The organism is Pseudomonas sp. GM25, from assembly GCF_000282255.1.
In the GTDB taxonomy this organism is placed as follows: domain Bacteria; phylum Pseudomonadota; class Gammaproteobacteria; order Pseudomonadales; family Pseudomonadaceae; genus Aquipseudomonas; species Aquipseudomonas aphyarum.
The window spans coordinates 14,206-39,763 of sequence record NZ_AKJQ01000054.1 but is presented as its reverse complement, the minus strand read 5'-3'; the positions used below and the strand labels follow the sequence as shown (position 1 = coordinate 39,763).

Here is a 25,558-nt window from a genome sequence, read left to right as displayed (position 1 = left end):
GTCCGGGTGAGCAACATGTGGTGGAGCAAGCAGAAGTCGCGGGTTACCGAAGGCCAACGGACGCTGGCGGCGCCCATGATCATGTCGCTGGAACCGCGCATGCTGTTCGACGGCGCTGTCGCGGCCACCGTGGCCGACACCGCCGCCCAGGCTGACAGCCATGCCACCGCCGATGCCGCGAAAGCGCCGGCCGCCGATCACCCGAGCGCCAGCAAGGACACCCACGGCCAGGCTGATGCCACGCCCGCCGCCAGCCCGGTCGCGGTGCCGGGGCAGAGCGTGGTGTTCGTCGATTCCCGAGTCAAGGATGCCGACAGCCTGCTCAAGGGCGTGGCCCCCGGCACGCAAGTGGTCAAGCTCGATGCGGGCAAGGATGGTTTGCAGCAGATCGCCGATTACCTCGACCAGCATCAGGGCGTCAGCTCGGTGCAGATCATCGCCCACGGCAACGCCGGTGACCTGTGGCTGGGCAACAGTTATCTGTCGGCCGACAACGTCGCCCAGCGCAGCGCGATCCTGGCGGAAATCGGCAAAGACATGAACGTCGGCGGCGACATCCTGATCTACGGTTGCTACACCGCCGAAGGCGATCGTGGCCTGAGCTTCGTCGACTCGCTGGCGCAATTGACCGGCCGCGATGTGGCCGCCTCGAACAACCGCACCGGCGTGGGCGGCGACTGGGATCTGGAGATCGCCACCGGCAACATCGAAAGCGCCAACGTGCTGTCGACCCGGGCGATGAGCGAATACCAGTGGGGCCTGGCCACCTGGACCGCCACCAACAATGCCAACACCGGAGTCGGCTCGCTGCGCGCAGCGCTGGCGTCGGCGCAGAACGGCGACATCGTGACCTTCAGCAGCGGCATGACGGTGCAGCTCACCTCGGAATTGCTGATCAACAAGAACATCACCGTCGATGGCGACCTGAACAACGACGGTGTCGCGGACGTTACGCTCGATGGCCAATACCGGACCCGAGTGGTGGAAATCACCTCCGGTAGCACGGTGACCCTGGATGGTCTGGTCATCACCCGGGGCCTGGTCTCGGGCAACGGTGGCAATGGCGGCTACGGCGCAACCGGCGCCATGGGCGGCGGGATCTTCAACGCCGGCATCCTGACCCTGAACAACGTTTCGGTCACCGGCAACGCGGCGGCCGGCGGTGGTGGCGGCGGTGGTGTCACCGGTGCGTTTTACGGCGGTGGCGGCGGCGGTGGCGGTGGTCTTGGCGGTCAGAGCGGCGGTCATGGCGGCACGGCCGGGCCGGGCACCGGTACGCTGGGCGGCCAGGCCGGCAGCGGCGGTGTCGGCGGTTACGGCGGTGGCTACGACGCGACGCACATGGGCGGGCGCGGCGGCTCGACCACGGGCGGCGCGGGCGGTGTGGGCGTGTCCTATTACAGCAACGGCGGCAATGGCGGCACGGCCAGCAACGGCACGATTTCCATTGGCGGCGGTGGTGGCGGCGCTGGCTGGGACAAGGTTGGCGGCGTCGGCGGCAATGCAGCCGGCGGCATTTACAACGCTTCCACCGGCACGCTGAAAATCGTCGGCACCTCGGTCATCAGCAACAACATCGGTGCGGGTGGCGGTGGTGGTGGCGGCAGCGGCCAGGGCAGCAACAACCTGAACGGCGGCGACGGTGGACGGGGTGTCGGCGCGATCTGGAACCAGGGCGGCACGGTACTGATCACCGCTGCCAACTTCAGCGCCATCAGCGGCAACGCGGCCGGCAGCGGTTCCGGCGGCGCAGAACTGGGTGGTGGCGTGACGGGCTCTGTACCGCTGGCCTTCGCGGCGATCTACAACAACGGCGGCACACTCAACACCGCCTATGTGGAACCGCCGACCGCGACCATCGTGATGGCCGACACGGCTCTGAAAATCGGCGAAACCTCGCTGGTGACCATCACCTTCAGCCGGGCAGTCACCGGGTTTACCAACGCCGACCTGACCATCGCCAACGGCACGCTGACATCGGTCAGCAGCAGCGATGGCGGCCTGACCTGGACCGCGACTTTCACGCCGACCAACAACATTACCGACAGCACCAACCTGATCACCCTCGACAACACCGGAGTGACCGCCATCAGCGACGGCGTGGCGGGCGTCGGCACGACCAGCTCGGTCAATTACGCGATCGACACCGCACGGCCGACCGTGACTATCGTGATGTCCGACACGGCGTTGAAGATCGGCGATACCTCGCTGGTGACCTTTACTTTCAGCGAGGCGGTGACCGGCTTCACCAACGCCGACCTGACCATCGCCAACGGCACGCTGAGCGCCGTGAGCAGCAGCGACGGCGGCATCACCTGGACCGGAACGTTCACCCCGACGGCCAGCATCACCGACACCACCAACCTGATCTCCCTGGACAAGACCGGTATCGCTGACCTTGCCGGCAACGCCGGCAGCGGCACCACCGATTCGGCCAATTACGTGATCGATACCGTGCGGCCGACCGCGACCATTGTTGTGGCCGACACCAATCTGGCAGTGGGTGAAACGTCGCTGGTGACCATCACCTTCAGCGAAGCGGTCAGCGGCTTCACCACCGCCGACATGACAGTGGCCAACGGCACCCTGACCGGCCTGAGCAGCAGTGACGGCGGCATCACCTGGACCGCCACGCTGACGCCGACCACCAACATTACCGACACCACCAACCTGGTCACCCTGGATAACACCGGGGTCGTCGATCTGGCCGGCAACGCCGGCAGTGGCACCACCAATTCCAACAATTACGCGATCGACACCGCGCGTCCGACCGCGACCATCGTGGTGGCGGACAACGCGCTGAAAATTGGCGAAACCTCGCTGGTGACCATCACCTTCAGCGAAGCGATCACCGGTTTCACCAACGCCGACCTGACGATTGCCAACGGCACGTTGACGGCGGTCAGCAGCAGCGACGGCGGCATTACCTGGACAGCAACCTTCACGCCGACCGCCAGCATCACCGACGCGACCAACCTGATCACGCTGAACAACACCGGCATCGCGGATATGAACGGCAACGCCGGCAGCGGCACCACCGACTCCAACAACTACGCCATCGATACCGTGCGCCCGACCGCGACCATCGTGGTGGCCGACAACAACCTGCGGATCGGTGAAACCTCGCTGGTGACCATCACTTTCAGTGAAGCGATCAGCGGTTTCACCAACGCCGACCTGACGGTCGCCAACGGCACGTTGAGCGCGGTCAGCAGCAGCGACGGCGGCATCACCTGGACCGCGACGTTCACCCCGAGCGCCAGCATCACTGACACCACCAACCTGATCACCCTGGACAACACCGGCATCGTCGACCTGTCGGGCAACGCCGGCAGCGGTACTACCGATTCCAACAATTATGCGATCGATACGGTGCGGCCAACCGCGACCATCGTGGTCGCCGACAGCAACCTCACTGCCGGCGAAACCTCGCTGGTGACCATCACCTTCAGCGAAGCGGTCAGCGGCTTCACCAACGCCGACCTGATCATCGCCAACGGCACGTTGACGGCGGTAAGCAGCAGCGACGGCGGCATCACCTGGACGGCGACGTTCACGCCGAACGTAGGCGTCAACGACGCGACGAACCTGATCGTGCTGGCCAATACCGGCATCGCCGACCTTTCGGGCAACGCCGGCAGCGGCACGACCAACTCCAACAACTACACCATCGACACTGTGGTGCCGACCGCGACCATCATCATTGCCGACAACGCGCTGAAAATCGGCGAGTCCTCGCTGGTGACCATCACCTTCAGCGAGGCGGTGACCGGTTTCACCAACGCCGACCTGACGATTGCCAACGGCACGCTCAGCGCGGTCAGCAGCAGCGACGGCGGGATCACCTGGACGGCGACCTTCACACCGACCACCAACATCACCGACGCCACCAACCTGATCACGCTGGACAACTCTGGCATCCAGAACCTGTCGGGCAACGCCGGCAGCGGTACCACCGATTCGAACAACTATTCGATCGATACCGTGCGTCCGACCGCCACCATCGTGGTCGCCGACACCGCACTCGGCGTCGGCCAGACCAGCCTGGTGACCATCACCTTCAGCGAAGCGGTGACCGGCTTCACCAATGCCGACCTGATCATCGCCAACGGTACGCTGAGCGCGGTGAGCAGCAGCGACGGCGGCATCACCTGGACGGCGACGTTCACGCCGGCGGCGGGCATCACCGATACCACCAACCTGATCACCCTGGACAACACCGGCATCTCCGATCTGGCGGGCAACGCTGGCAGCGGCACTACCGACTCCAACAACTATGCGGTCGACAGTCAGCGCCCGACGGCGACCATCGTCATGACCGACAGCGACCTGCGGCCCGGCGAAAACGCGCTGGTGACCATCACCTTCAGCGAGGCGGTCACCGGTTTCGACAACTCCGACCTGAGCGTTGCCAACGGCACCCTGAGCAACGTTTCGTCGAGCGACGGCGGCATCACCTGGACGGCCACCTTCACGCCGAACATCGGCGTTACCGATCTGACCAACCTGATCGTCCTGAACAACACCGGCATCACCGACCTGGCCGGCAACACCGGCACCGGCACCACCAGTTCGGCCAACTATCAGGTGCAGACTCAGGTGCCGACCGCCACCATCGTGGTTGCCGACACTTCGCTGAAGGCCGGGGAAACTTCGCTGGTGACCATCACCTTCAACGAAGCGGTCAGCGGTTTCGACAACAGCGACCTGACCATCGCCAACGGCACGTTGAGCAACGTCAGCAGCAGCGACGGCGGTATCACCTGGACCGCGACCTTCACGCCCACCAACAACATCACCGACAGCAGCAACCTGATCACCCTGAACAACGCCGGGGTGGCCAACCTGTCGGGCAACAGTGGCGTCGGCACCACCGATTCCAATAACTTCGCGATCGACACCGCGCTGCCGACCGCCACCATCGTGGTCGCCGACAATCGCCTGGGCATCGGTGAAACCACCACCGTGACCATTACTTTCAGCGAAGCAGTGAGCGGTTTCGACCTGTCGGACATCAGCGTCGCCAACGGTTCGCTGTCGAACCTGACCAGCAGCGACGGCGGCGTGACCTGGACCGCGACCTTCACGCCGACAGCCAACGTCAACGACCCGACCAACCTGATCCTGATCGACACCGCCGGCGTCCAGGATCTGGCCGGCAACCTCGGGGCGAGCATCGCCATCTCCAACAACTACATCCTCGATGCGACCCGGCCGACGGTAAACATCGTGGTCGCCAATCCAAATCTGGGCATCGGCCAGAGCACCACGGTGACCTTCAGCTTCAGCGAGGCGGTGAGCAATTTCGACCTGTCCGACCTGAGCGTGACCAACGGCGACCTGAGCAATCTGAGCAGCAGCGACGGCGGCAAGACCTGGACCGCGACCTTCACGCCGACCGCGAATGTCACTGACCCGAGCAACTTCATTGCGCTGGACACCAGCAACGTCACCGACCTTGCAGGCAATGCCGGCAGCACGGTGGCGGTGTCGAACAACTACGCCCTCGACAGCGAACGGCCGACCGCCACGGTGGTGATCGCCAATCCGAACCTGGGCGTCGGTCAGACTTCGCAGGTAATCATCACCTTCAATGAAGCGGTGAGCGGTTTCGACCTGTCGGACCTCAGCGTGGCCAACGGCACCTTGTCCAACCTGAGCAGCAGCGACGGCGGCAAGACCTGGACCGCGACCCTGACGCCGAATGCCAACGTCAACAGCGCCAGCAATGCGATCAGCATCAACACCGCCGGGGTCAGCGACCTGTCGGGCAACAGTGGCAGCAGTGTCAGCAGCTCCGGCAATTACGTGATCAACACGGTGCCGGTGGTGCCTGTGCCTCCTGTGACACCGACTTCTCCGCTGATCGTGGTAACGCCGGATCCGGAATTCCGCAGCAGCGATCCGGTCGCGCCGCCACCACCGCCGAATGTTCCGCTGCAACCGATCGTCTTCACGCCGCCCACGGGCGACCTCGGTTCACCGCTGACTTTCGCGCCGTTGTTCGAGCAGCGGGTGATCGGCAACGGTATCCGTCCGCTGGGGGATATTTTCATCAACCGCGGTGCATTGAGCCCGAGCTTCATTGCCCAGGTTTTCAGCAGCAGCGACAACCTGGGTGACGGTTCCGGTCATGGCTTCCTCGGGTTTGGTGGCGGCGATGGCGGGGTGTTCGGCAGCAGCACGCTGTCGAGCCTGTTCAATCAGGACAGCAGCGCCGAGCGCGATTCGCTGAATGCCTTCGGCAGCCAGTCGATCAAGGGCGGCGATATTTCCCAGGGCCTGCGCGGTGTGTTCGGCGCGCCGACCCTGGGCCAGCAACTGCAACAGATCAAGGACAGCGAGCAGCACCGGGTCGACAACCTGGCGGCAGCACTGCAACAGGTCGGCATCAGCGAAATGCCGGCCTGACAACACACAACAACTCACATATGTGCGGGACCTAGGGGCGATCCAGGGATGAAGAAAAGTCAGAAGTTGTTCGGCGCCAGCCTGCTGGCGCTGGCGATCAGCGGATGTGCAGTGACCAGTGAACCGATCGAACGCAGTGTCAGTGAACAAAGGGCCCGGGCCGACCTGCAAAGCATGTACAAGGGCCAGGAACCGCTGAGCGGTCCGCTGACCCTGCACCAGGCCATGGCCCGCGCGGTGAAATACAACCTCGAAGGCCGCTTGAAAATCATGGAGGAAGCGCTGGCCAAGCGGCAGCTCGACCTCGCCAGTTTCGACATGCTGCCGCGCATGGCGCTGGACGCCGGTTACGTCGGACGTAACAACGTCAGCGCCTCCAGCAGCCAGAGTGTGCGCACCGGCACCCAGTCCCTGGAACCGTCGACCTCTCAGGACCGCGACCGCGACGTTGCGGACCTGACCATGGTCTGGAACGTCCTCGATTTCGGCGTCAGCTACATCAGCGCCAAGCAGCAGGGCGACCAGCGTCTGATCGTTCAGGAACGCCGGCGCAAGGTGATCAACACCATCGTTCAGGACGTGCGCTCGGCCTATTGGCGGGCAATGGCCGCCGAACGTCTGCTCAAGCAGATCGACAGCCTGATGGCGCGGGTCGACACCGCCCGCCGCAACAGCGAAAGCATGAGCGAACAGCGCATCGGCGATCCGGTGCAATCGCTCGGTTATCAGCGTTCGCTGATCGAGGCGACCCGGCAACTGGAAGAGCAACGCCGCGCGCTGTCGCTGGCGAAAACCGAACTGGCGACCCTGATCAACCTGCCGCTGGGCACCAACCTGACGTTGGCCACCGATGACGGTTATCAGATCCCGGAACTCAAGGTCGATCTGAGCAAACTCGAACAGGAAGCTCTGACCAGCCGTCCGGAATTGCGCGAGCAGGATTACCAGACCCGGATCAGCGCCGCCGAAACCCGCAAGGCCATGCTGCGTCTGCTGCCGGGCCTGGAGTTCTCCGCCGGCGGGCATTACGACAGCAACTCGTTTCTGGTCGAGCAGGGCTGGGCCGACTACGGCGTGAAGGTCACCTGGAACCTGTTCAACGTGATCTCTGCCCCGGCGGCCATCGACGTGGCCAAGGCCGGTGAAGAAGTCGCTGCTGCACGGCGTCAGGCAATGTCGATTGCAGTGCTGGCACAGCTTTACGTGGCCAACGCCAACTATCAGGAGGCGCTGCGCCAGTTCAAGACCAACCAGCAACTGTCGGACATCGACGGGCAAATTGTCGGTCAGTTGCGTAACCGTCGTCAGGCCGACGGCATTGGTGAACTGGACCTGATTCAGGGCGAGCTCAACACCTTGCAGGCCGATCTGCGGCGCGATCTGTCCTACGCCGATCTGCGCAATGCTTATGGCCAGATCTTCGCCAGTGCCGGCCTCGATCCGCTGCCGGATCAGGTGCAGTCGACCGAAGTCCAGTCGATCGCCACCGCGTTGGCCAACCGCGAAGCGGCGTGGGCCTCGGGGAATATTTCGGTGCCGGTGGCCCATGCCTCCGCGCAGTGACGTATTGGCGCCGACCGCCAGTATCAGCCGTGCCCAACGCGAGGCCCGCAACGGCCATCGCGGCACGGCGATGCTGCTGACCGGCCTGCCGGCGGCGGGCAAATCGACCCTTGCCCAGGCGTTGCACGCCGAGTTGTTCAGTCGCGGTCTGCAAAGCGTGGTGCTTGATGGCGATGGGTTGCGGGTCGGGCTCAACCGCGACCTGGGTTTTACCGATGCCGACCGCCTGGAAAACATCCGCCGCGCCAGTGAGCTGGCGGCGTTGCTGGTGGACAACGGGCAGATCGTGATTCTGGCGATGATCGCGCCGTTGGCGGAACTGCGCGAGGTGTTTGCCCGCCGTTTGGGCGAGGACTATCGCGAGGTCTGGTGCAGCGCCGCGCTGGCGGTGTGCGAGCAGCGTGATCCGAAAGGGCATTACGCCCGGGCCCGTCGCGGCGAGCTGGCCGGGTTTACCGGCGTGTCGGCGCCTTACGAGGCGCCGGCCCAGGCTTCGCTGGTGCTCGACACCGGCACGCTGACGGTCGAAGCCTGTCTCGACCGGTTGCTGACCTGGCTCGGCGAAACTGCGGTGTTGCCCAAGGCATGAGCCGGCCGGCGTTCTCACGGTTGCCGGTGACGGTGGACCTGCCGTTGCTGTTGCAGGCGCTGGCGGCGATTGACGACGCTGCCTGGCGCGGTCATTTCAACACCGCTTATTTCGCCGGCGACTGGAGCGGCGTGGCGCTGATTTCCGCCGCCGATGCGCTGACCGAACTGTCCCCCGGCAGCGCCGAACCCGTTCAACGCGCCCCTTGGCTGAATGACCATCGCTGGCAGCACGCCCTGCGGGATCTGCCACTGGACATCGTCAGTGCGCGGTTGTTGCGACTGGGCCCGGGCGGGCAGATTCATGAGCATCGCGACTACGATCTTGAGGGTGCGGACGCCGATTTGCGCCTGCATATTCCACTGCTCAGTCCGCCCGCCGTGGACTTCTGGCTCGACGGCCAGCGGATGCCGATGACGGCGGGTGAATGCTGGTTTCTCGATCTCGCCCGACCGCATCGGGTCGACAATCGCGACAGCACGGTTCGGGTTCATCTGGTGCTCGATTGCCGCCCTGCGCCCTGGCTGGAGCAGATGATTGTTGAGGGGTTGCCGAGCACTCCGCAGCCTGGTGGCGCGGAGACGGCGCTGCAGCGATTTCAGCGGTTGCTGGTCACGGATCCGTTGCTGTGCGCGACGTTGCAGGCATTGCACGACCCCGAAGCATTCACCGCCCAGACCCTGGCGCTGGCCGCTGAACGCGGTCTGAATTTTTCTCGTGAAGAGCTGCTGGCGGCGATGCGCAACGGTCGTCGATCATGGAACGAACAATGGCGTCTGTGAATTTCGACGGCTGGCTGCCGATCCGCGTCTGGAAAACTGCCGGGCAATGGCAGGTCGACTGGTGCTGGTTTGGCGACACGCCGCTGCATCAACCGTTCTTTCGTGAAGCCGTCGAAGACGCGTTGCGCCTGCCGTTCAATCAGGCGTTCCGCCGGCAAACACCCTTGTCGACGCTCATGGATTGGCAAGCGCTCAGTCCGGGGCTGCCGCCGAGCGCCTTCATCCTGCACGCCTCGCGTTGCGGTTCGACGCTGATCAGTCAGATGCTTGCCCGGCTCGACGATCACATCGTGGTCTCGGAGCCGCCGCCCCTTGATGCCTTGCTGCGTAGCGATCTGCCGGACGAAGAACGCCGTGCGGCCATCGCCGGATTGCTCTCGGCGTACGGTCAGCGTCGGCGCGGCACGGAGCAGTGGCTGGTGATCAAGCTCGACGCCTGGAACATCGGCGAATGGCCGTTGCTGCACGAGTGTTTTCCCGATACGCCGTGGCTGTTTGTGTATCGCGATCCGCTGGAAATCGCCGTCTCGCACCTGCGTCGTCCCGGCCTGCACATGGTGCCGGGTGCGCTCGGTGATTGTGTGCTGGACGATGATTTGCCGTTCGAGGGTCGCGAGGATTTCATCGCCCGGCGGCTGGGGCGCCTGCTGGAGGCGGGGTGGGTGCATTGCCGTGATTCTGCCGGGCTGGCGCTCAATTACAGCGAATTGCCCGACGCGATGAGCGGGCGGCTGGCGCGGTTTTTCAAGCTAAGTGCCGCGCAGTGTGAACAGGCGTTGGCGGCGACGGCGCAGCACGCGAAGCAGCCGTCACAACCCTTTGTCGTCGATGGCGAACACAAGCGCCGCGAGGCATCGGCGCTGTTGCAGGCACGGGTGGAACATTGCGCCCGCGCGCCCTATGCCGCGCTGGAGCGCTTGCGCGCGCTCACGATTTCGCCGACAGATCCGCCATCCCCTTAAGCAATTCGATTGGCAATGGAAAGACGATGGTCGAGCTCTTGTCGCCGGCAATCGAACTCAAGGTCTGCATGTAGCGCAACTGCATGGCGCCGGGCTGGCGGCCGAGCATTTCGGCGGCCTGCATGAGTTTTTCCGAGGCCTGCAATTCGCCTTCGGCGTGGATCACCTTGGCTCGCCGTTCCCGCTCGGCTTCGGCCTGCTTGGCGATGGCGCGCACCATCGACTCGTTGAGGTCGACGTGCTTGATTTCGACGTTGGCGACCTTGATCCCCCAGGCGTCGGTCTGGGCGTCGAGCACTTGCTGGATGTCGATGTTCAGACGTTCGCGCTCGGCCAGCAGTTCGTCCAGCTCATGTTTGCCGAGTACCGCGCGCAGGGTGGTCTGGGCCAGTTGGCTGGTGGCCATGAGGAAATCTTCGACCTGGATGATCGCTTTCTGTGGGTCGAGCACGCGGAAATACAGCACCGCGTTGACCTTCACCGACACGTTGTCGCGGGTGATCACGTCTTGCGGCGGCACGTCGAGGACGATGGTGCGCAGATCGACCCGGACCATTTGCTGCACCACCGGGATCAGCAGGATCAGCCCCGGCCCCTTGACCTGCCAGAAGCGCCCGAGCTGGAACACCACGCCGCGTTCGTATTCGCGCAGGATGCGGAACGTCGAGCCGGCCAGGGCGATCAGCAACAGCAGCAGCGCGACAAAACCGATTTGCAGACCCATGATCACTCTCCGAGCGGTGCCGCGTCAGTCGCGGCCACTTGCAGCAACAGGCCCTTGCGCCCGACCACGCGCACCGGTTGTCCGGTGTGCAGCGGCGTGGCGCTCAGCACCTGCCAGCGTTCTCCTTGTAATTGCACCCAGCCGTTGCGGCTGTCTTCCGGTTGCACCACCGTCACCGCCGTGACACTGCCGAGCAGGCCGGCATCGCCGCTGACCGGTTGGCGCGGTCGGGTTTTCAGGGCACGGATCAGCAATGCGATCAGCAACAGGGCGCTGACCAGCCCGAGGCCGATCATCATCGGCACCGGCAGTTCGGCGTTGCTCAGGATCAGCGCGCCGATCACGAACATGACGATACCGCCGAGGCCGATCACCCCGTAGTTGGGCAGTGCGGCTTCGGCGATCAGAAACGTGATGCCCAGGGTGATCAGCCACAGGCCGACCGGGCTGACGGCGGTAAACGGACTGTCTGCCGCAACCACCGATCCACTCAGCAGCAACAGGGCAAGCGCACAGCAACGGATGTTCACGTGACCCTCCGCGAGAGTCAGGGCTTGTTCTTACAGTCTAGTTGAGGCTGCGGCTGGATGATTTTTGATCAATTCGCCTGTCTCGCCAGTGGGCGGATTTCCCGGTGTTTGCAGCTCGCCGGACTAGACTTTCAAGGACAGCCACAGCGTTTCATTACCGTCCGCCGCGCAGCGTCGGCGGGCACCGAGGTGCATCATGCGTATGGCCAAGAAAGTGCAGAGCAGCCTCAACCGGGCGCAATGCGAATATGACATCGTCACCCACCCGCACTCGTCCAGCAGCCTGGAAACGGCGCGGGTCTCCGGGATTGCCGCAGAACGGGTGGCCAAATCGGTGATCCTGGACGACCGTCACGGGCACTACCTGATGGCGGTGCTGCCCGCCAGCCGCCACCTGGACTTGAGCAAGGTGCGCAGCAGCGGCGAATGGCAAATCACCCGCGAAAGCAATCTGGCGCACATCTTCGACGACTGTGAGCGCGGTGCCGTACCGCCGCTGGGCGATTCCTACGGCCTGGACATGGTCATCGACCCGCTGTTGACCCGGCAAAAAGACATCTACCTGGAAGCCGGCAACCACAACAACCTGCTGCACATGAGCATGCCCGAGTTCCTGAAAATGGTGCCGCATGCGCAGGTGCGGGAGTTGAGTCAGTAGCTTTTTTAGCGTCTGTGCCGACGCCAATCGCGAGCAAGCTCGCTCCCGCAGGTTCTGCGCTAAACCTGTGGGAGCGGGCTTGCTCGCGAAAAATCTTTCACGCCCTACAAATCTCGCAGGAGTTCCGACATGGAAAACCCGACGCACAGCCTCCCATCCCTGTTCAAGCAACTCGGCCTGGACAACGACCCGGTCAGCATCGACCAGTTCATCGCCACCCATTCCCCGCTCAAACCCGAACTGCACCTGTGCGACGCGTTTTTCTGGACCAAGAGTCAGGCGGATTTCCTGCGGGACGAGATTCTTGATGATGCGGATTGGGCGGAGGTGGTGGATCAGCTGGATGTGATGTTGAGGAAGGGGCGGGCGGGGTAGTAGTCATCGCGGTAGCGGCCATAACCGAGCTGTATGAACCAGCGCCAGGATCCAGGCTGCGTTGTCTTCCAATTGGTATACGAGCCGATAGCTTTTATGTGGAATGACTTCTCGCGTGCCGGCAATGATACCGGCTGGGCCGATTTCCGGATTTTGGGAAATTCGGATAACCGCTTCGCTGAAACGGTTATCCATATCTACAGCGGCTTTTGAGTTTACGGAGTGAAGATAATCCCAAATCTTTTCACGATCCTTTGTGGCGGTTTTCGTCCAGATAATCTTCATTCTTGATTGTCTGCCCGCCTGCGCCTTGCGGCGAATTCTGCTTCTACTTCTTCATTCGACAAGCCATCACCGTCGCGTATGGCGGCTCGTGCGATATCTACTTTCCGCTGTAGAAACGCCTCGTACTCGCGAGCCTCGCGTTGAGTCTGGACAAAGTGGCGCATCATTTCCCGAACGATTTGCGAGGCAGGGCGATGCGTTGCTTCAGCTTCAGCCATGAATTGCTCACGCAACTCAGGCTCCAGCTTCATCGTAAAAACGGCTTGTTTTGACATGTGAAACTCCTTCAAAAGAGGCTTGGTACTGAAAAGGTATATACATCGTAAGTTCCACAAATGGAACCAAGTGAACGATCCAGCGACAAGCGGGCAAAGTTGTTTCAAAACTTGACTGAATTTCCCAACCAATGCGATATTGATAGTTAGCAAACTAACAGTGTGTGCATTCCCTCGTGCCGAATAACCTCGACGCTCTCCAGATGAACATCAGCAGTGCCATGGTGGTGGCCGCCAGGCATTGGCGGAAGATCTGCCAGACCACGCTGGTCAACTATGGAATTTCCGAAGCCTGCGCCGTCCCGTTGTTGATGATCGGGCGTTTGGGCGAGGGTGTGCGCCAGGTGCAGGTGGCGCAGGCGGCGGGGATGGAGTCGCCGTCGCTGGTGCGTCTGCTCGATCAGTTGTGTCACGCCGGTTTTGTCTGCCGCACCGAAGATGCCCAGGACCGTCGCGCCAAATGCCTGAGCCTGACCGACACCGGACGTGAGCTGGTGCAAGCGGTGGAGGCGCAACTGGTGCGGCTGCGTCATGAAGTGCTCGAAGGCATCGACCAGCGCGATCTGGAGGCTACGCTTCGGGTACTGAGAGCTTTTGAGGCGGCCACTCCGCCAACGGTGATCAATCCGTGAACGGGTTCTTTTCCGGCATGCCCCCGGCGCGGGACTGGTTCTACGGGATCCGCACGTTCGCGGCCTCGATGATCGCGCTGTACATCGCCTTGCTTATGCAAATGCCGCGTCCTTATTGGGCGATGGCCACGGTGTACATCGTTTCCAGCCCGTTCCTCGGCCCGACCAGTTCCAAGGCGCTGTATCGCGCGATCGGCACGTTTCTCGGTGCGGCGGCGGCAGTGCTGTTCGTGCCGATGTTCGTCCAGAGCCCGTATGTGCTGGTGGTGGTCATCGCCTTGTGGACCGGGATTTTGCTGTTTCTGTCCCTCCATCTGCGCACTGCCAACAACTACGCGCTGATGCTGGCCGGCTACACCTTGCCGCTGATCGCCCTGCCGGTGGTGGATAACCCGCTGGCGGTGTGGGACGTGGCCGAGTCGCGGACCGAAGAGATCTTCCTCGGCATCGCCGTGGCGGCGGTGGTCGGCGCGATGTTCTGGCCACGACGTCTGGCACCGGTGTTCAACGATGCCGTGGGCAAATGGTTCGCCGACGCCACGACCTACAGCCTGAAATTCCTCAGCCGCGACGTGCAGCCTGAAGAAGTCACCGCCCTGCGCATGGCCATGGTTGGCAGTTTCAACAGCCTGGAATTGATGATCGGCCAGTTGCCGCACGAAGGTGCGCGGCCGCAGACGGTGCGCAACACCAAGGAACTGCGCGGGCGGATGATCCATCTGCTGCCGGTGATCGACGCCCTCGAAGATTCGCTGTACGCCCTCGAACGGCGCACGCCGGAACTGGTGGAAAAGTTCGCGCCGCTGCTCACCGCGACCCGCGAATGGCTCGGCCACAAATACGCCGATCTCGACCGCTGGCAAGCCCTGCGGGATCAGCTCGAAGCGCTGCAACCGAGCGCCGAAGCCCTCGAAGATCGCAAACAGTTGCTGTTTTCCAATGCGCTGTACCGCCTCGGCGAATTCATCGATCTGTGGCAGGACTGCCGCAGCCTGCAGGACGCGATCCTGTGCGAGCGCCAGGACAGCTGGCGCGCGGTTTATCGCCACTGGCGGCTGGGTCGCCTGACGCCATTCATCGACCGTGGGCTGATGCTGTATTCGGTGGTCTCGACCATCCTGGCGATCATCGTCGCCTCGGTACTGTGGATCCTGCTGGGCTGGACCGACGGCGGCAGTGCGGTGATTCTGGCGGCGGTGTCGTGCAGTTTCTTCGCCTCGATGGATGACCCGGCGCCGCAGATCTACCGGTTCTTTTTCTGGACCGGGATGTCGGTGCTGTTCGCCAGTCTTTACCTGTTTCTGGTGCTGCCGAACCTGCATGACTTTCCGATGCTGGTGCTGGCGTTCGCGGTGCCGTTCATCTGTGTCGGCACCCTGACGGTGCAGCCACGCTTCTACCTCGGCATGCTGCTGACGCTGGTCAATACCTCGTCGTTCATCAGCATTTCCGGTGCTTACGATGCGGACTTCTTCGCCTTCGTCAATTCCAACCTGGCGGGTCCGATGGGGCTGTTGTTCGCGTTCATCTGGACGCTGATCGCCCGGCCGTTCGGCGCCGAGTTGGCAGCCAAGCGCCTGACCCGCTTCAGCTGGAAAGACATCGTCAACATGACCGAGCCGGCCAACCTCGCCGAGCACCGACAGCTTGGCGTGCAACTGCTCGACCGCCTGATGCAGCACCTGCCGCGTCTGGCGCTGACCGGTCAGGACACCGGCATCGCCATGCGCGAAGTGCGCGTGGGGCTGAACCTGCTCGACCTGCTCGCCTACACGCCGCGAGTGACGGGCGCGCCGAACGCGCTGCTCAAGCAAGTAGTGGCTGAGGTTGGCGAGTATTTCCGGGCCTGTCTCAAGGCCGGCGAACGCCTGCCGGCGCCAAGTGCTTTGCTGATGACCATGGATCGCACCCGCCGTGCGCTCAACGGCCACGGCGATGAAGAAACCCGACTAAACCTGTTGCACGCCTTGAGCGGTTTGCGCCTGGCGCTGCTGCCCGGCGTGGAGTTCGTCTCCAACGCAGAGCCCGAAGAACCGTTGCCCGAAGGAGCGCCCCTATGATCGGTGATCTGGACATCAGCGGCATTTTCCTGCCGACCCTGCTGGTGTTGATGGGCATCACTTATGTGCTGTTTGTTTTGGTACACGGCGTGCTCACACGCCTGCATTTCTACCGTCTGGTCTGGCACCGGGCATTGTTCAACGTGGCTCTCTACGCCGTGATGCTGTACGGCGTGGATTCACTCAGTCGATACCTGATGACATGAAAAAACCGTTTCTGACCCTCGGTCGCGTCGTCCTGACGCTGCTGATCGTGACTTTCGCCGTCGTCGTGGTCTGGCGCATGGTGATGTATTACATGTTCGCGCCCTGGACCCGCGACGGCCACATTCGCGCCGACATCGTGCAGATCGCCCCGGACGTGTCCGGGCTGATCCAGCAGGTCGAAGTGAAGGACAACCAGTTGGTGAAACGCGGCCAGGTGCTGTTCAGCATCGACCAGGACCGTTTCAAACTGGCGTTGCGTCAGGCCAAGGCGGCGGTCGCTGATCGCGAAGAAACCCTCGCTCAGGCCCAGCGTGAAGCCAAGCGTAACCGCGGTCTGGGCAATCTGGTGCCGGCCGAACAGCTGGAAGAAAGCCAGTCGAAAGTGGCCCGCGCCCAATCGGCCCTGGCCGAAGCGCTGGTGGCGGTGGACAGCGCTCAGCTCAACCTCGACCGTTCGGTGATCCGCAGTCCGGTGGACGGCTACGTCAACGACCGTGCACCACGCTCGCAGGAATTCGTCACCGCCGGGCGTCCGGTGCTGTCGGTGGTCGACAGCAATTCGTTCCACATCGACGGCTATTTCGAAGAAACCAAACTCGACGGCATCCACATCGGACAGTCGGTGGATATCCGCGTGATCGGCGACCGCGCCCGCCTGCGCGGGCATGTCGAAAGCATCGTTGCCGGTATCGAAGACCGTGACCGTTCGAGCGGCAGCAACCTGCTGCCCAACGTCAATCCGGCGTTCAGCTGGGTGCGTTTGGCGCAACGGATTCCGGTGCGCATTGCCTTCGACGACGTGCCGGATGACTTCCGCATGATCGCCGGGCGTACCGCTACCGTGTCGATCATCGACGATCAACCGCAGGAGCCCGCCAAATGAGCAGGGCTCTGATGATCGCCGGTTTGGGCATGATGCTGTCGGCCTGCTCGATGGTCGGGCCGGACTATCACGTGCCCGAAGACGCGGCGATCCAGCGCAAGGATTTCCAGGGCGACTTGGCGGTGGCCGGCAAACCGGTGGTGTCGGCCCCGGTGCCGGCGGACTGGTGGCGGCTGTATCAGGATCCGCGTCTGGATCAACTGGTGCAGCAGGCCATGGCGTCCAACACCGATCTGCGGGTGGCGGCGGCGAACCTGTCGCGGGCTCGTGCGCAGGTCGATGAAGCCGAGGCGGCCGGTGGCTGGAGCGGCGGCGTGAAGATGGGCGCCCAGCGCTTGCAGGAGTCCGGCGAGGCATTCCTGCTGCCAGAGAAAGTACCGGTGGCCAACATCGGCGATATCGGTATCAGCGCGTCCTATCAGTTCGACCTGTGGGGCACGTTGCAACGCGGGATCGAAGCGGCAAAGGCCAACGCCGATGCGACCCAGGCCGCTGCCGACACCGCGCGCATCACCCTGGTCGCCGACGTGGTGCGGGCCTACACCCAGGTCTGCGCGGCGAACGAGGAACGGGAAATCGCCCAGCATTCCCTCGACCTGCAATCCCAGAGCACCACCCTGATTCAGCGCCTGCGCGACGCCGGGCGCGGCGACGAAACCCAGGTCACCCGTTCGCAGACCCAGTTCAAATCCCTGCGCGCCGACATGCCGCGCTATGAAGCGGCGCGTCAGGCCGGGTTGTTCCGTCTGTCGATGTTGCTGGCCAAACCAGTCGATCAATTGCCGACCGGCACCGCGACCTGCGCCGAACTGCCGAAAATCGCCCAACTGGTGCCGGTGGGCGATGGCGCTGCGCTGCTCAAGCGTCGGCCGGACATCCGTCAGGCCGAGCGCCGTCTGGCGGCCGCGACGGCTGGAATCGGCATCGCCACCGGCGAGCTGTACCCGGACATCAGTTTCGGCGCGACGATCGGCACCGTCGGCATTCTGGACAACCTTGGCAAACCCTCCACCAACCGCTGGGGCTTCGGCCCGTCGCTGAGCTGGAGCGTGCCGACCAACGGCGCCCGGGCCCGGATCCGCGAAGCCGAAGCGACGACCCAGGGCGCGCTGGCGCATTTCGACGGCGTGGTGCTCAACGCCATCCGCGAAACCCAGACCGGCCTGTCCCAGTACTCCGCGCTGCTGCAACGCCGCGATGCGCTGGCCGATGCCGAGCAGTCGGCGAAACTGGCGGCCGACCAGACGCACCGCTTCTTCCAGGCCGGCCGCGAGTCCTTCCTTGCCGACCTGCAGGCCACCCGCACCTACACCGACGTCACCGCGCAACTGGCCGCCGCCAACACCCAGGTTGCCATGAGCCAGATCGATTTGTTCCTCGCCCTGGGCGGCGGTTGGGAAAGCGGACGAACGCAAGCTTCGATCGCCAGCAAACCCTGAGGCCGTTGCTATGCTTTGAAGTATTGAAAGGGCGCCCCGAACCAGGCGCCTTTTCAGTGCACATCGCTAGCGCAGGTCTAGGGGAAACCAATAATGAAAAACCCTTACGCTCTCGGCTTCTGGTGCGCCCTGGTAGCCCTGGTGCTGCTGTCGGCCACCTATTTCTACGGCATCATGCTGGCCCACCAGATCGACAAGGCAATGGTCTTCCTCGACAGCACCGTGGCGCTGATCGCGGTCATGGCGATCGTGGTCGTGGCGTCGGCCCTGGTGCAAAGCCAGCGACTCAAGAAACGCCAGCTTGAGCAAAGCAAGACGCTGCTACTGATCTGGGACACCAAAGTCGCGCTGCGCAAAGTCGAAACCGTGTTCGACCGCTACTTCTGGGGCAGTTACTGGCAACCGGGGCGGACCTTCGCCGAAGTCATGGGCGAACTCACCGGCACGCCGCTGGAAAAAAGCCTCGAAGCCCTGAAAAAACAATGCCTGGCCCTCGACCGGCAAGTCGCCGACGACGGCTGGCACTGGCTCAACAACGCCCGCGAACTGTCGGACGTCGCCACCGCGATGGCCCGTGAGCGTTATCAGCTGGATTTCTGCGACCCGCGCAGCGACGGGCCGGGCGGGGCAGTGATCGACCGGGATTTCGAAGTGCTGGTGTACACGTGGACCGCGCGGCTGAAAAGCTTCGACCATCAGCTCGATGAGATCGAGGTGCAATATTCCTGATCCCGAAAAGATCGCCGAACCCGGCGATCTTTTTGTTTGTCCATGTCCCGTGGACATTCTTTAACCTTTAAACATTGGGCCGCGTCGCACTGCCAGTGCTAATCTCCACCGCTAAATTCAGCGGAGTCGCGCCACGGCCCGGTCACGGGTTCAGGGAAGACGACCACACTTTCAGCCACGGAAATCGATCAGGTCATTCATGAATAAATCAGCAGGCGTGCTTCTCGGAATTGTTGTGGCCATCGGCGCCATCAGCGTAGGCGGGGCCTGGTACACCGGCACCAAAATCGAAGGCGTGCTGAACAATGCCGTCGCCAACGCCAACAGCGAGTTGCAGACCGCCATGGCCGGCTCCAACGGCAGTGCGTCGCTGGAACTGGTATCGCTTGAGCGCAACACATTCAGCAGCACCGCGCACTATCGCCTGAAGGGCGAGGGTGAAATGTTCGGCGAGGCGCCGGTCGAGTTGCTGTTCGTCGACCATATTGAACACGGCCCGCTGCCGTTCTCGCGTCTGGTGTCGCTGAAGTGGCTGCCGGTCATGGCCACCAGTCACTACGAACTGGAAAAGACCCCGATCACCGAAAAATGGTTTGCCGCCACCAAGGGCGCCGCGCCGCTCAAAGGCGTGGTCAACATCGGTTACGACCAATCCACTACCGGCAACCTCGAACTGCTGCCGCTGGAAGCTGCGCTGGACGACAAGTCGAGCCTGAAGTTTTCCGGCCTGAACATGGACATTTCCGCCAGTGCCCAGGCGCAGAAGGTCAAGGCCAACGGCTACATGGACAGCCTGCACCTGACCACGGTCGCCGAAGATCAGGCGCCGGTGCAGATCGAACTCAACGGCCTGACCCTGGCCAGCAACCTCGCCAAGAGCACCTACGGCTATTACACCGGCGAGAACACCCTGGAACTGACCAGCAGCAAGACCACCTTCGGCGTCAAACAATCGGTGCTGGGCGTGAAGAACTTCGAGATGAAGAACCGCACCGAAGAGAACGGCAGCAACGCTTCCGGCCGTGCTGACTACAAGGTCGGTGAAGTAACCCTCAACGACAAGAAAATCGGTTCGGCCAACCTGGCCATGAGCCTGAAAAACCTCGACATCCCGTCGGCCATGTCGCTGATGCAGATCTACCAGACCAAGCTGCAGCCTTACGAGAAGGCCGCTGCCGAAGCCACCGCCGCCGGCCTGCCGGCACCGGAGCTGAACCTGACCGAGGCCGAGTCCACCCAGGTCAAGGCCGACCTGCAGAAACTGCTGGCAGCCGGGCCGCAACTGGCGCTGGAAGACCTGTCGCTGAAAACCGCCAACGGCGAGAGCCGCGCGAGTCTGGTGCTCGATCTGGCCAAGCCACAGTCGATGGACCTGCCACCGGATCAACTGGGCAAACAGCTGATCGCGCTGCTTGACGTGAATGTGCTGGTGTCCAAGCCGATGCTGGTCGATCTGCTCAGCGTGCAGGCGCAGATCGACGGTCAGACCGATGCCAAAGCCATCGTTGACCAGGCCAGCGCTGGCGCCGATATGTTCGCCGGCATGGCCGTCGGTACGCAGCTGGCAACGCTGGACGGCACCAACGTTGTCACCAAACTGCATTACGCCGCCAATCAGGTGGAATTCAACGGCCAGAAGATGACCGTCGAGCAGTTCGTCGGCTTCCTGATGAGCAAGTTCGGCAGTATCGAACAGCCTCAGTAGACGCCCCGCGCGACAACGAAACGCCCGGCCTCTGCACCCGCAGACGCCGGGCGTTTTGCTGTCTGGCGTCCGGGTTTGCGACGGGTCGGGAAATCCATCGTCACGAATCTGAACAATTATTGTGTTCTGAATATTGGTCTACGCTTGCGTGCAAGACTGCTTGGATAAGCTTGGCTGAGCGTTTATTGCTTGGCCTCCGTTACGAAATGGGCAAGGGGGGGCGTTGCTACCCGGCTGGCCATGTAAGGATGCTGACGAATGCCGCGTATTGATGTTCCCGTATTACATCGTGGTTTACGCCCTTTGTTTCGAGTCGCGCTGTGCAGCCAGTTGCTCTGGCCGGCGTTCGCGTTGGCCGATACGGCCTACGATCAAATGGTGCTCGACGCCCGGGCAGGGCATTACACGCCCGCGCTGACCGCTTTGCGTCAGGTGCCGCCAGCCCAGGCCACCACCGGCCAGGTCAGCGATCACCTGCAAATCGCCGGCTGGGCCGGGCTCGACGCTGAAGTGGTGCAGGTCTACGAGACCCAGGGTCGTGGCCGGGCATTGCCGGTTCAGGCGCTGACCGCCACCGCCCGGGCCTATCGCAATCTCAAGCGCTGGGATCAGGCGATCCAGGTCTACAACAAGGCCCTGACGCTGGAGCCGGACAACGCCGACCTGCAACTCGGTCTGGCGCTGACCCAGGCCGATTCCGGCAAGCCTGACGAAGGGGTGATCCGCGCCCGTTCGCTGGTCGCCGCCAAACCCGATGATCCTTCCCGCCGACTGGCGCTGGGCTACGCGCTTAATCGCGCCGGCAAGCCGTACGACGCGCTGTTCGAATACGACCAGGCTTTCGTTCGCGCCGGCAATAAACCGGAGGTCGCCCGCGAATACGTGGTCGCCCTGCAAAAGGCGCGTCTGCCGGAGCCGGCGCTGCGTCTGGCGAAGCAGCGTCCGGGGCTGATCGATCCCGTCACCTTGCGACGTCTGGAAGGCGATCTGGCTGCCGAACGCGTGCGCCTCGCCGAACTGGCCACCCGCAGCGAAAAAGAACGCTACGTGATCGCCGATCGTGCCTTGGCCGACTACGATCAGTTGCTCGCCACCTGGACCCCGGACGCCACTGCCCACGACGACGTGACCCGCTGGCGCATCGACCGCATGGGCGCGCTCAAGGCCCGGGCGCGCACTGCCGAGGTCATCAGCGAATACCAGAAGCTGCAAGCCGAAGGCGTGAAGATTCCGACCTACGCCCTGCGCTGGGTGGCGGCGTCCTATCTGGATCAGCGCCAGCCGGAAATCGCCACCGATCTTTACCGTCAGGTGCTGGCGGCGCCGGACGCCGATGTCGGCGACCGACTCGAAGACACCACGGCGCTGTATTACTCGCTGCTGGAAAGCGACCGCGCCGAAGAGGCGCGCAAGGTCGCCGAAGATCAGGCGAAGACACAGAAACCACGCATCGAACTCAAAGGCCTGCCGATCGGCAACCCCAACGACGAATGGATGGACGCCCAGCAACTGGCAGCGCAGGCCGGCACCTACGGCTCCGACCTGCCTCACGGCGAAGAGCGCTTGCAGACCTTGGTGGATCAGGCGCCGGGCAACATCGGCCTGCGCCTGGCCCAGGCCGATCTGTACCTGGCCCGTAACTGGCCGCGTCGCGCGGAAAACCAGCTCAAGGAAACCGAGAACATCGCGCCGCGCGACATGGGTCTGGAGGTCGCGCAGGCCCGTACCGCCATGGACCTGCAGGAATGGCGGCAGATGGATGCACTGACCGATGACGTGGTGGCGCGTTTCCCCGACAACCGTCAGGTCCAGCGTCTGGCCCGTGAGCGCGAAGTGCACGACATGTCCGAGCTGCGCGTCGAAGCCTACGGCGGCAAGGCCAACGGCGGCAACGGTGGCGATGCCGGCGCGGTTACCGGCAGCCGGGATTTCGGCATCCAGACCACCCTCTACAGCCCGCCGATCGATGAAGACTGGCGAGTGTTCGCCGGGGCCGGATACGCCACTGGCGATTTCGCCGAAGGCACCGGCCACCATCGCTTCCAGCGTGTCGGTCTGGAGCGTCGCACCCGCGACATGACCCTCGAAGCCGAGGTGTCGAACCATTCCTATGGTTTCGGCGACAAGCAGGGCGCGCGTCTGGCGATTGCCCGCGACATCGACGATCACTGGCAATACGGCGGCAGCCTCGAATACCTGTCGGCCGAGACCCCGCTGCGGGCATTGAACAGCGACATCAAGGCCAACGGCGGCAGCGGTTTCATCCGCTGGCGCGCCAACGAGAGCCGCGAGTGGCGGCTGTCGGTCAGCCCGTCGCACTTCAGCGACGGCAACAACCGCGTCGAAGCCTTGCTGACCGGAAAAGAGGGCGTCTACAGCGCGCCGAACCTGCAAGTCGACGCGGGCCTGGAAGTGGGCACCAGCCACAACTCCAAGTCCGATGACGTGCCGTACTTCAACCCGAAGTCGGACTTCAGCATCATGCCGCTGCTGAACGTCAATCACGTGCTGTACCACCGTTACGAAACCGTCTGGAGCCAGCAATTCCAGGCCGGTGCGGGTACTTACAGCCAGCGTGATCACGGCACCGGCGGCATGGCATTGCTCGGTTACGGCCAGCGCTACGCCTGGAACGACGTGTTCGAGGTGGGCGGTTTGTTCAGCGTGATCAACCGGCCCTACGACGGTGACCGGGAAACCGATCTGCGTCTGCTCGTCGACCTCACTTTCCGCTTCTAGAAGAGTTTGAAGATGCCTTTGATTTCGCGTTTCATCCTTCTGCTGGGAGTGCTGCTGGTCAGCGCCTGCGCCCAGCAAGCCCCGGCCTTCGTGCCGCCGTCCGAGCGACCGGTGGCAGCCAATGAAAAGCCCTGGCCGAAAAACCACGTGCTGGGCATTGCCTACCACGACGTTGAAGACCGTGATCCCGATCAGGCGGTGGTGGCGGTGCGCACCGAGCGCCTGCTCGAACAGCTCGCTTGGCTGCGAGAAAACAACTACAAACCGGTGACAGTCGACCAGATCATGGCCGCGCGTAAAGGCGGGCCGGAACTGCCACCCAAGGCGATCCTGCTCAGCTTCGACGACGGTTATGCAAGCTTCTACACCCGCGTGTTGCCGGTGTTGCGCGCCTACAACTGGCATGCGCTGCTGGCGCCGGTGGGCACCTGGATCGATACGCCGCTGAACCAGCCGGTGGATTTCGCCGGCACGCCGCGTCCGCGTTCCGACTTCCTGACCTGGGCTCAGGTGCGGGAAATCTCCCAATCGGGCCTGGTGGAAATCGCCGCCCACACCGACGCCAGCCACAAAGGCATCCTCGCCAACCCGCAAGGCAACCTGCAGCCGGCGGCCGCGACCCGGCGCTACGATCCGGTGAGCAAACGCTACGAGTCCGAAGCCGATTTCCAGGCGCGGATCCGCGCCGACGTGCAGGCGATCTCGGAGAAAATCCGCAAGAACACCGGTAAAAAACCGCGCATCTGGGTCTGGCCTTACGGGACGGCGGATGGCACGTCGCTGACCGTGGTCAGCGAAGAGGGCTATGAAATGGCCCTGACCCTCGATGACGGCCTCGATGCCCTCGACAACCTGATGAGCGGGCCGCGTTTCCTGGTGGCTTCCGACCCTGACGGCGAGCACTTCGCCAACAGCGTGGTCGGCGTGCAATCGGATTTCACCATGCGTGTGGTGCATGTGGATCTGGATAACGTCTACGACCCGGACCCGGCGCAGCAGGAAATCAACCTCGGCAAACTGATCCAGCGCATGGCCGACATGGGCGCCAACACCGTGTTCCTGCAAGCGTTCGCCGATCCGAAGGGCGATGGCCTGGTGCATTCGCTGTACTTCCCCAACCGTCATCTGCCGATGCGCGCCGACCTGTTCGACCGTGTCGCCTGGCAATTGCGCACCCGGGCTCACGTGAAGGTCTTTGCGTGGATGCCGGTGCTGAGTTTCGAACTGGATTCGAAGCTGCCACGGGTGACGCGCTGGGATCCGAAGACCGGCACGACCGCTGTCGACCCGGATCAATACAAACGCCTGTCGCCGTTCGACCCCGAGGTGCGGCGGATCATCGGCGAGATCTACGAAGACGTGGCGCGCCTGACTTCGGTCGACGGCATTCTCTACCACGACGACGCGGTGCTTTCGGACTTCGAAGACGCCGGCCCCCAGGCGCTGAAGGCCTATGCCGCGAACGGCTTGCCTGGCTCGATCGCCGCTCTGCGTGACGATCCGGCGGCGATGCAGCGCTGGACGCGCTTCAAGAGCCGCTACCTGATCGACTTCACCAACGAGCTGACTGCCAAAGTGCGCGCGATTCGTGGCCCGCAAGTGCTCACTGCACGCAATATCTTCGCCGAGCCGGTGCTCAATCCGCACAGCGAAGCGTGGTTCGCGCAGAACCTCGACGACTTCCTCGTGAGCTACGACTGGACGGCGCCGATGGCCATGCCGCTCATGGAAAAACAGACTCATGCGCAATCCGGCCCGTGGCTCGAAGAGCTGGTGGCGAAGATCAAACAGCGCCCCGGTGCGCTGGATCGCACAGTGTTCGAATTGCAGGCCCGGGACTGGACGAAAAAGGACCAGGCCGACATCGACGGCGCACAACTGGCCGACTGGATGGGCCGCCTCAAGCGTCAGGGCGCCACCAGTTTCGGCTACTACCCGGACAACTTCCTCGAGAACCTGCCGGACATGAAAACCGTGCGGCCTGCGCTCTCCAACAAATGGAACCCATGA

At 63.3% G+C, this 25,558-nt stretch carries 20 protein-coding genes; 16 read left to right on the top strand and 4 right to left on the bottom strand.

The window, feature by feature from the left end; translation table 11 throughout:
* The first annotated feature begins 15 nt into the window (after positions 1 to 15).
* From PMI24_RS21660 to PMI24_RS21640, 5 genes are read left to right on the top strand one after another with little or no spacing between them, the layout of a single operon-like run.
* Positions 16 to 6,411, top strand: coding sequence for an Ig-like domain-containing protein (locus tag PMI24_RS21660; protein WP_007957683.1), 6,396 nt, complete (start codon positions 16 to 18; stop codon positions 6,409 to 6,411).
* 48 nt (positions 6,412 to 6,459) lie between these two features.
* Positions 6,460 to 7,974 carry a TolC family protein gene (locus tag PMI24_RS21655; protein WP_007957681.1) on the top strand — a complete coding sequence of 505 codons (1,515 nt, stop codon included), beginning with the start codon at positions 6,460 to 6,462 and terminating at the stop codon, positions 7,972 to 7,974.
* Positions 7,958 to 8,563: an adenylyl-sulfate kinase gene (gene cysC, locus PMI24_RS21650; protein ID WP_007957679.1), complete on the top strand. Its 606-nt coding sequence runs from the start codon at positions 7,958 to 7,960 to the stop codon at positions 8,561 to 8,563. The genes PMI24_RS21655 and cysC overlap by 17 nt, the downstream gene beginning before the upstream one ends.
* Positions 8,560 to 9,345 (top strand): aspartyl/asparaginyl beta-hydroxylase domain-containing protein, encoded by a 786-nt coding sequence (locus PMI24_RS21645; protein WP_007957677.1) that lies wholly within the window; start codon positions 8,560 to 8,562, stop codon positions 9,343 to 9,345. Before cysC ends, PMI24_RS21645 begins: the two co-directional genes overlap by 4 nt.
* A complete protein-coding gene (locus PMI24_RS21640; RefSeq protein ID WP_007957675.1) occupies positions 9,333 to 10,307 on the top strand; it encodes a sulfotransferase family protein in 975 nt (324 codons plus the stop codon). Before PMI24_RS21645 ends, PMI24_RS21640 begins: the two co-directional genes overlap by 13 nt.
* Here the strand turns inward: PMI24_RS21640 and PMI24_RS21635 are convergent.
* Both PMI24_RS21635 and PMI24_RS21630 read right to left on the bottom strand, forming a co-directional pair.
* The gene (locus tag PMI24_RS21635; RefSeq protein ID WP_007957673.1) at positions 10,273 to 11,031 is read right to left on the bottom strand and encodes a slipin family protein; all 759 of its coding nucleotides are present in this window, start codon (positions 11,029 to 11,031) and stop codon (positions 10,273 to 10,275) included. The genes PMI24_RS21640 and PMI24_RS21635 overlap by 35 nt on opposite strands.
* A gap of 2 nt (positions 11,032 to 11,033) precedes the next feature.
* The gene (locus PMI24_RS21630) at positions 11,034 to 11,561 is read right to left on the bottom strand and encodes an NfeD family protein (protein ID WP_007957671.1); all 528 of its coding nucleotides are present in this window, start codon (positions 11,559 to 11,561) and stop codon (positions 11,034 to 11,036) included.
* Between the two features lie 196 nt (positions 11,562 to 11,757).
* Here PMI24_RS21630 and PMI24_RS21625 point away from each other — a divergent pair, with 196 nt between their 5' ends.
* Together PMI24_RS21625 and PMI24_RS21620 are read left to right on the top strand one after the other, a co-directional pair.
* Complete coding sequence (locus tag PMI24_RS21625; protein ID WP_007957669.1) at positions 11,758 to 12,219, top strand: aminoacyl-tRNA deacylase; 462 nt, start codon at positions 11,758 to 11,760, stop codon at positions 12,217 to 12,219.
* A gap of 129 nt (positions 12,220 to 12,348) precedes the next feature.
* Positions 12,349 to 12,594 (top strand): DUF2789 domain-containing protein, encoded by a 246-nt coding sequence (locus PMI24_RS21620; protein ID WP_007957668.1) that lies wholly within the window; start codon positions 12,349 to 12,351, stop codon positions 12,592 to 12,594.
* A gap of 3 nt (positions 12,595 to 12,597) precedes the next feature.
* Here the strand turns inward: PMI24_RS21620 and PMI24_RS28980 are convergent, their stop codons facing one another.
* Positions 12,598 to 12,879 carry a type II toxin-antitoxin system RelE/ParE family toxin gene (locus PMI24_RS28980; RefSeq protein WP_081493583.1) on the bottom strand — a complete coding sequence of 94 codons (282 nt, stop codon included), beginning with the start codon at positions 12,877 to 12,879 and terminating at the stop codon, positions 12,598 to 12,600.
* Positions 12,876 to 13,154, bottom strand: a complete 279-nt coding sequence (locus PMI24_RS21610; RefSeq protein WP_007957667.1) for a hypothetical protein — start codon at positions 13,152 to 13,154, stop codon at positions 12,876 to 12,878. The genes PMI24_RS28980 and PMI24_RS21610 overlap by 4 nt, the downstream gene beginning before the upstream one ends.
* A gap of 203 nt (positions 13,155 to 13,357) precedes the next feature.
* Here PMI24_RS21610 and PMI24_RS21605 point away from each other — a divergent pair, with 203 nt between their 5' ends.
* The 9 genes from PMI24_RS21605 (at position 13,358) to pgaB (ending at position 25,558) form a co-directional block, all read left to right on the top strand.
* Positions 13,358 to 13,786 (top strand): MarR family winged helix-turn-helix transcriptional regulator, encoded by a 429-nt coding sequence (locus tag PMI24_RS21605; protein ID WP_011331882.1) that lies wholly within the window; start codon positions 13,358 to 13,360, stop codon positions 13,784 to 13,786.
* On the top strand, positions 13,783 to 15,846 hold the full coding sequence (locus tag PMI24_RS21600; RefSeq protein WP_007957664.1) for an FUSC family protein: 2,064 nt from the start codon (positions 13,783 to 13,785) through the stop codon (positions 15,844 to 15,846). Before PMI24_RS21605 ends, PMI24_RS21600 begins: the two co-directional genes overlap by 4 nt.
* Entirely contained in the window at positions 15,843 to 16,052 is a 210-nt protein-coding gene (locus PMI24_RS21595) for a DUF1656 domain-containing protein (RefSeq protein ID WP_007957657.1), read from the top strand. The genes PMI24_RS21600 and PMI24_RS21595 overlap by 4 nt, the downstream gene beginning before the upstream one ends.
* A complete protein-coding gene (locus PMI24_RS21590; RefSeq protein ID WP_007957655.1) occupies positions 16,049 to 16,936 on the top strand; it encodes an efflux RND transporter periplasmic adaptor subunit in 888 nt (295 codons plus the stop codon). The genes PMI24_RS21595 and PMI24_RS21590 overlap by 4 nt, the downstream gene beginning before the upstream one ends.
* Complete coding sequence (locus PMI24_RS21585) at positions 16,933 to 18,375, top strand: efflux transporter outer membrane subunit (protein WP_007957653.1); 1,443 nt, start codon at positions 16,933 to 16,935, stop codon at positions 18,373 to 18,375. Before PMI24_RS21590 ends, PMI24_RS21585 begins: the two co-directional genes overlap by 4 nt.
* A gap of 93 nt (positions 18,376 to 18,468) precedes the next feature.
* A complete protein-coding gene (locus tag PMI24_RS21580; protein ID WP_007957651.1) occupies positions 18,469 to 19,104 on the top strand; it encodes a hypothetical protein in 636 nt (211 codons plus the stop codon).
* Between the two features lie 199 nt (positions 19,105 to 19,303).
* Positions 19,304 to 20,809, top strand: a complete 1,506-nt coding sequence (locus PMI24_RS21575; protein ID WP_007957649.1) for a YdgA family protein — start codon at positions 19,304 to 19,306, stop codon at positions 20,807 to 20,809.
* A gap of 258 nt (positions 20,810 to 21,067) precedes the next feature.
* Positions 21,068 to 23,548: a poly-beta-1,6 N-acetyl-D-glucosamine export porin PgaA gene (pgaA, locus tag PMI24_RS21570; protein ID WP_007957647.1), complete on the top strand. Its 2,481-nt coding sequence runs from the start codon at positions 21,068 to 21,070 to the stop codon at positions 23,546 to 23,548.
* Positions 23,549 to 23,560: 12 nt separating this feature from the next.
* Complete coding sequence (pgaB, locus tag PMI24_RS21565) at positions 23,561 to 25,558, top strand: poly-beta-1,6-N-acetyl-D-glucosamine N-deacetylase PgaB (protein ID WP_007957646.1); 1,998 nt, start codon at positions 23,561 to 23,563, stop codon at positions 25,556 to 25,558.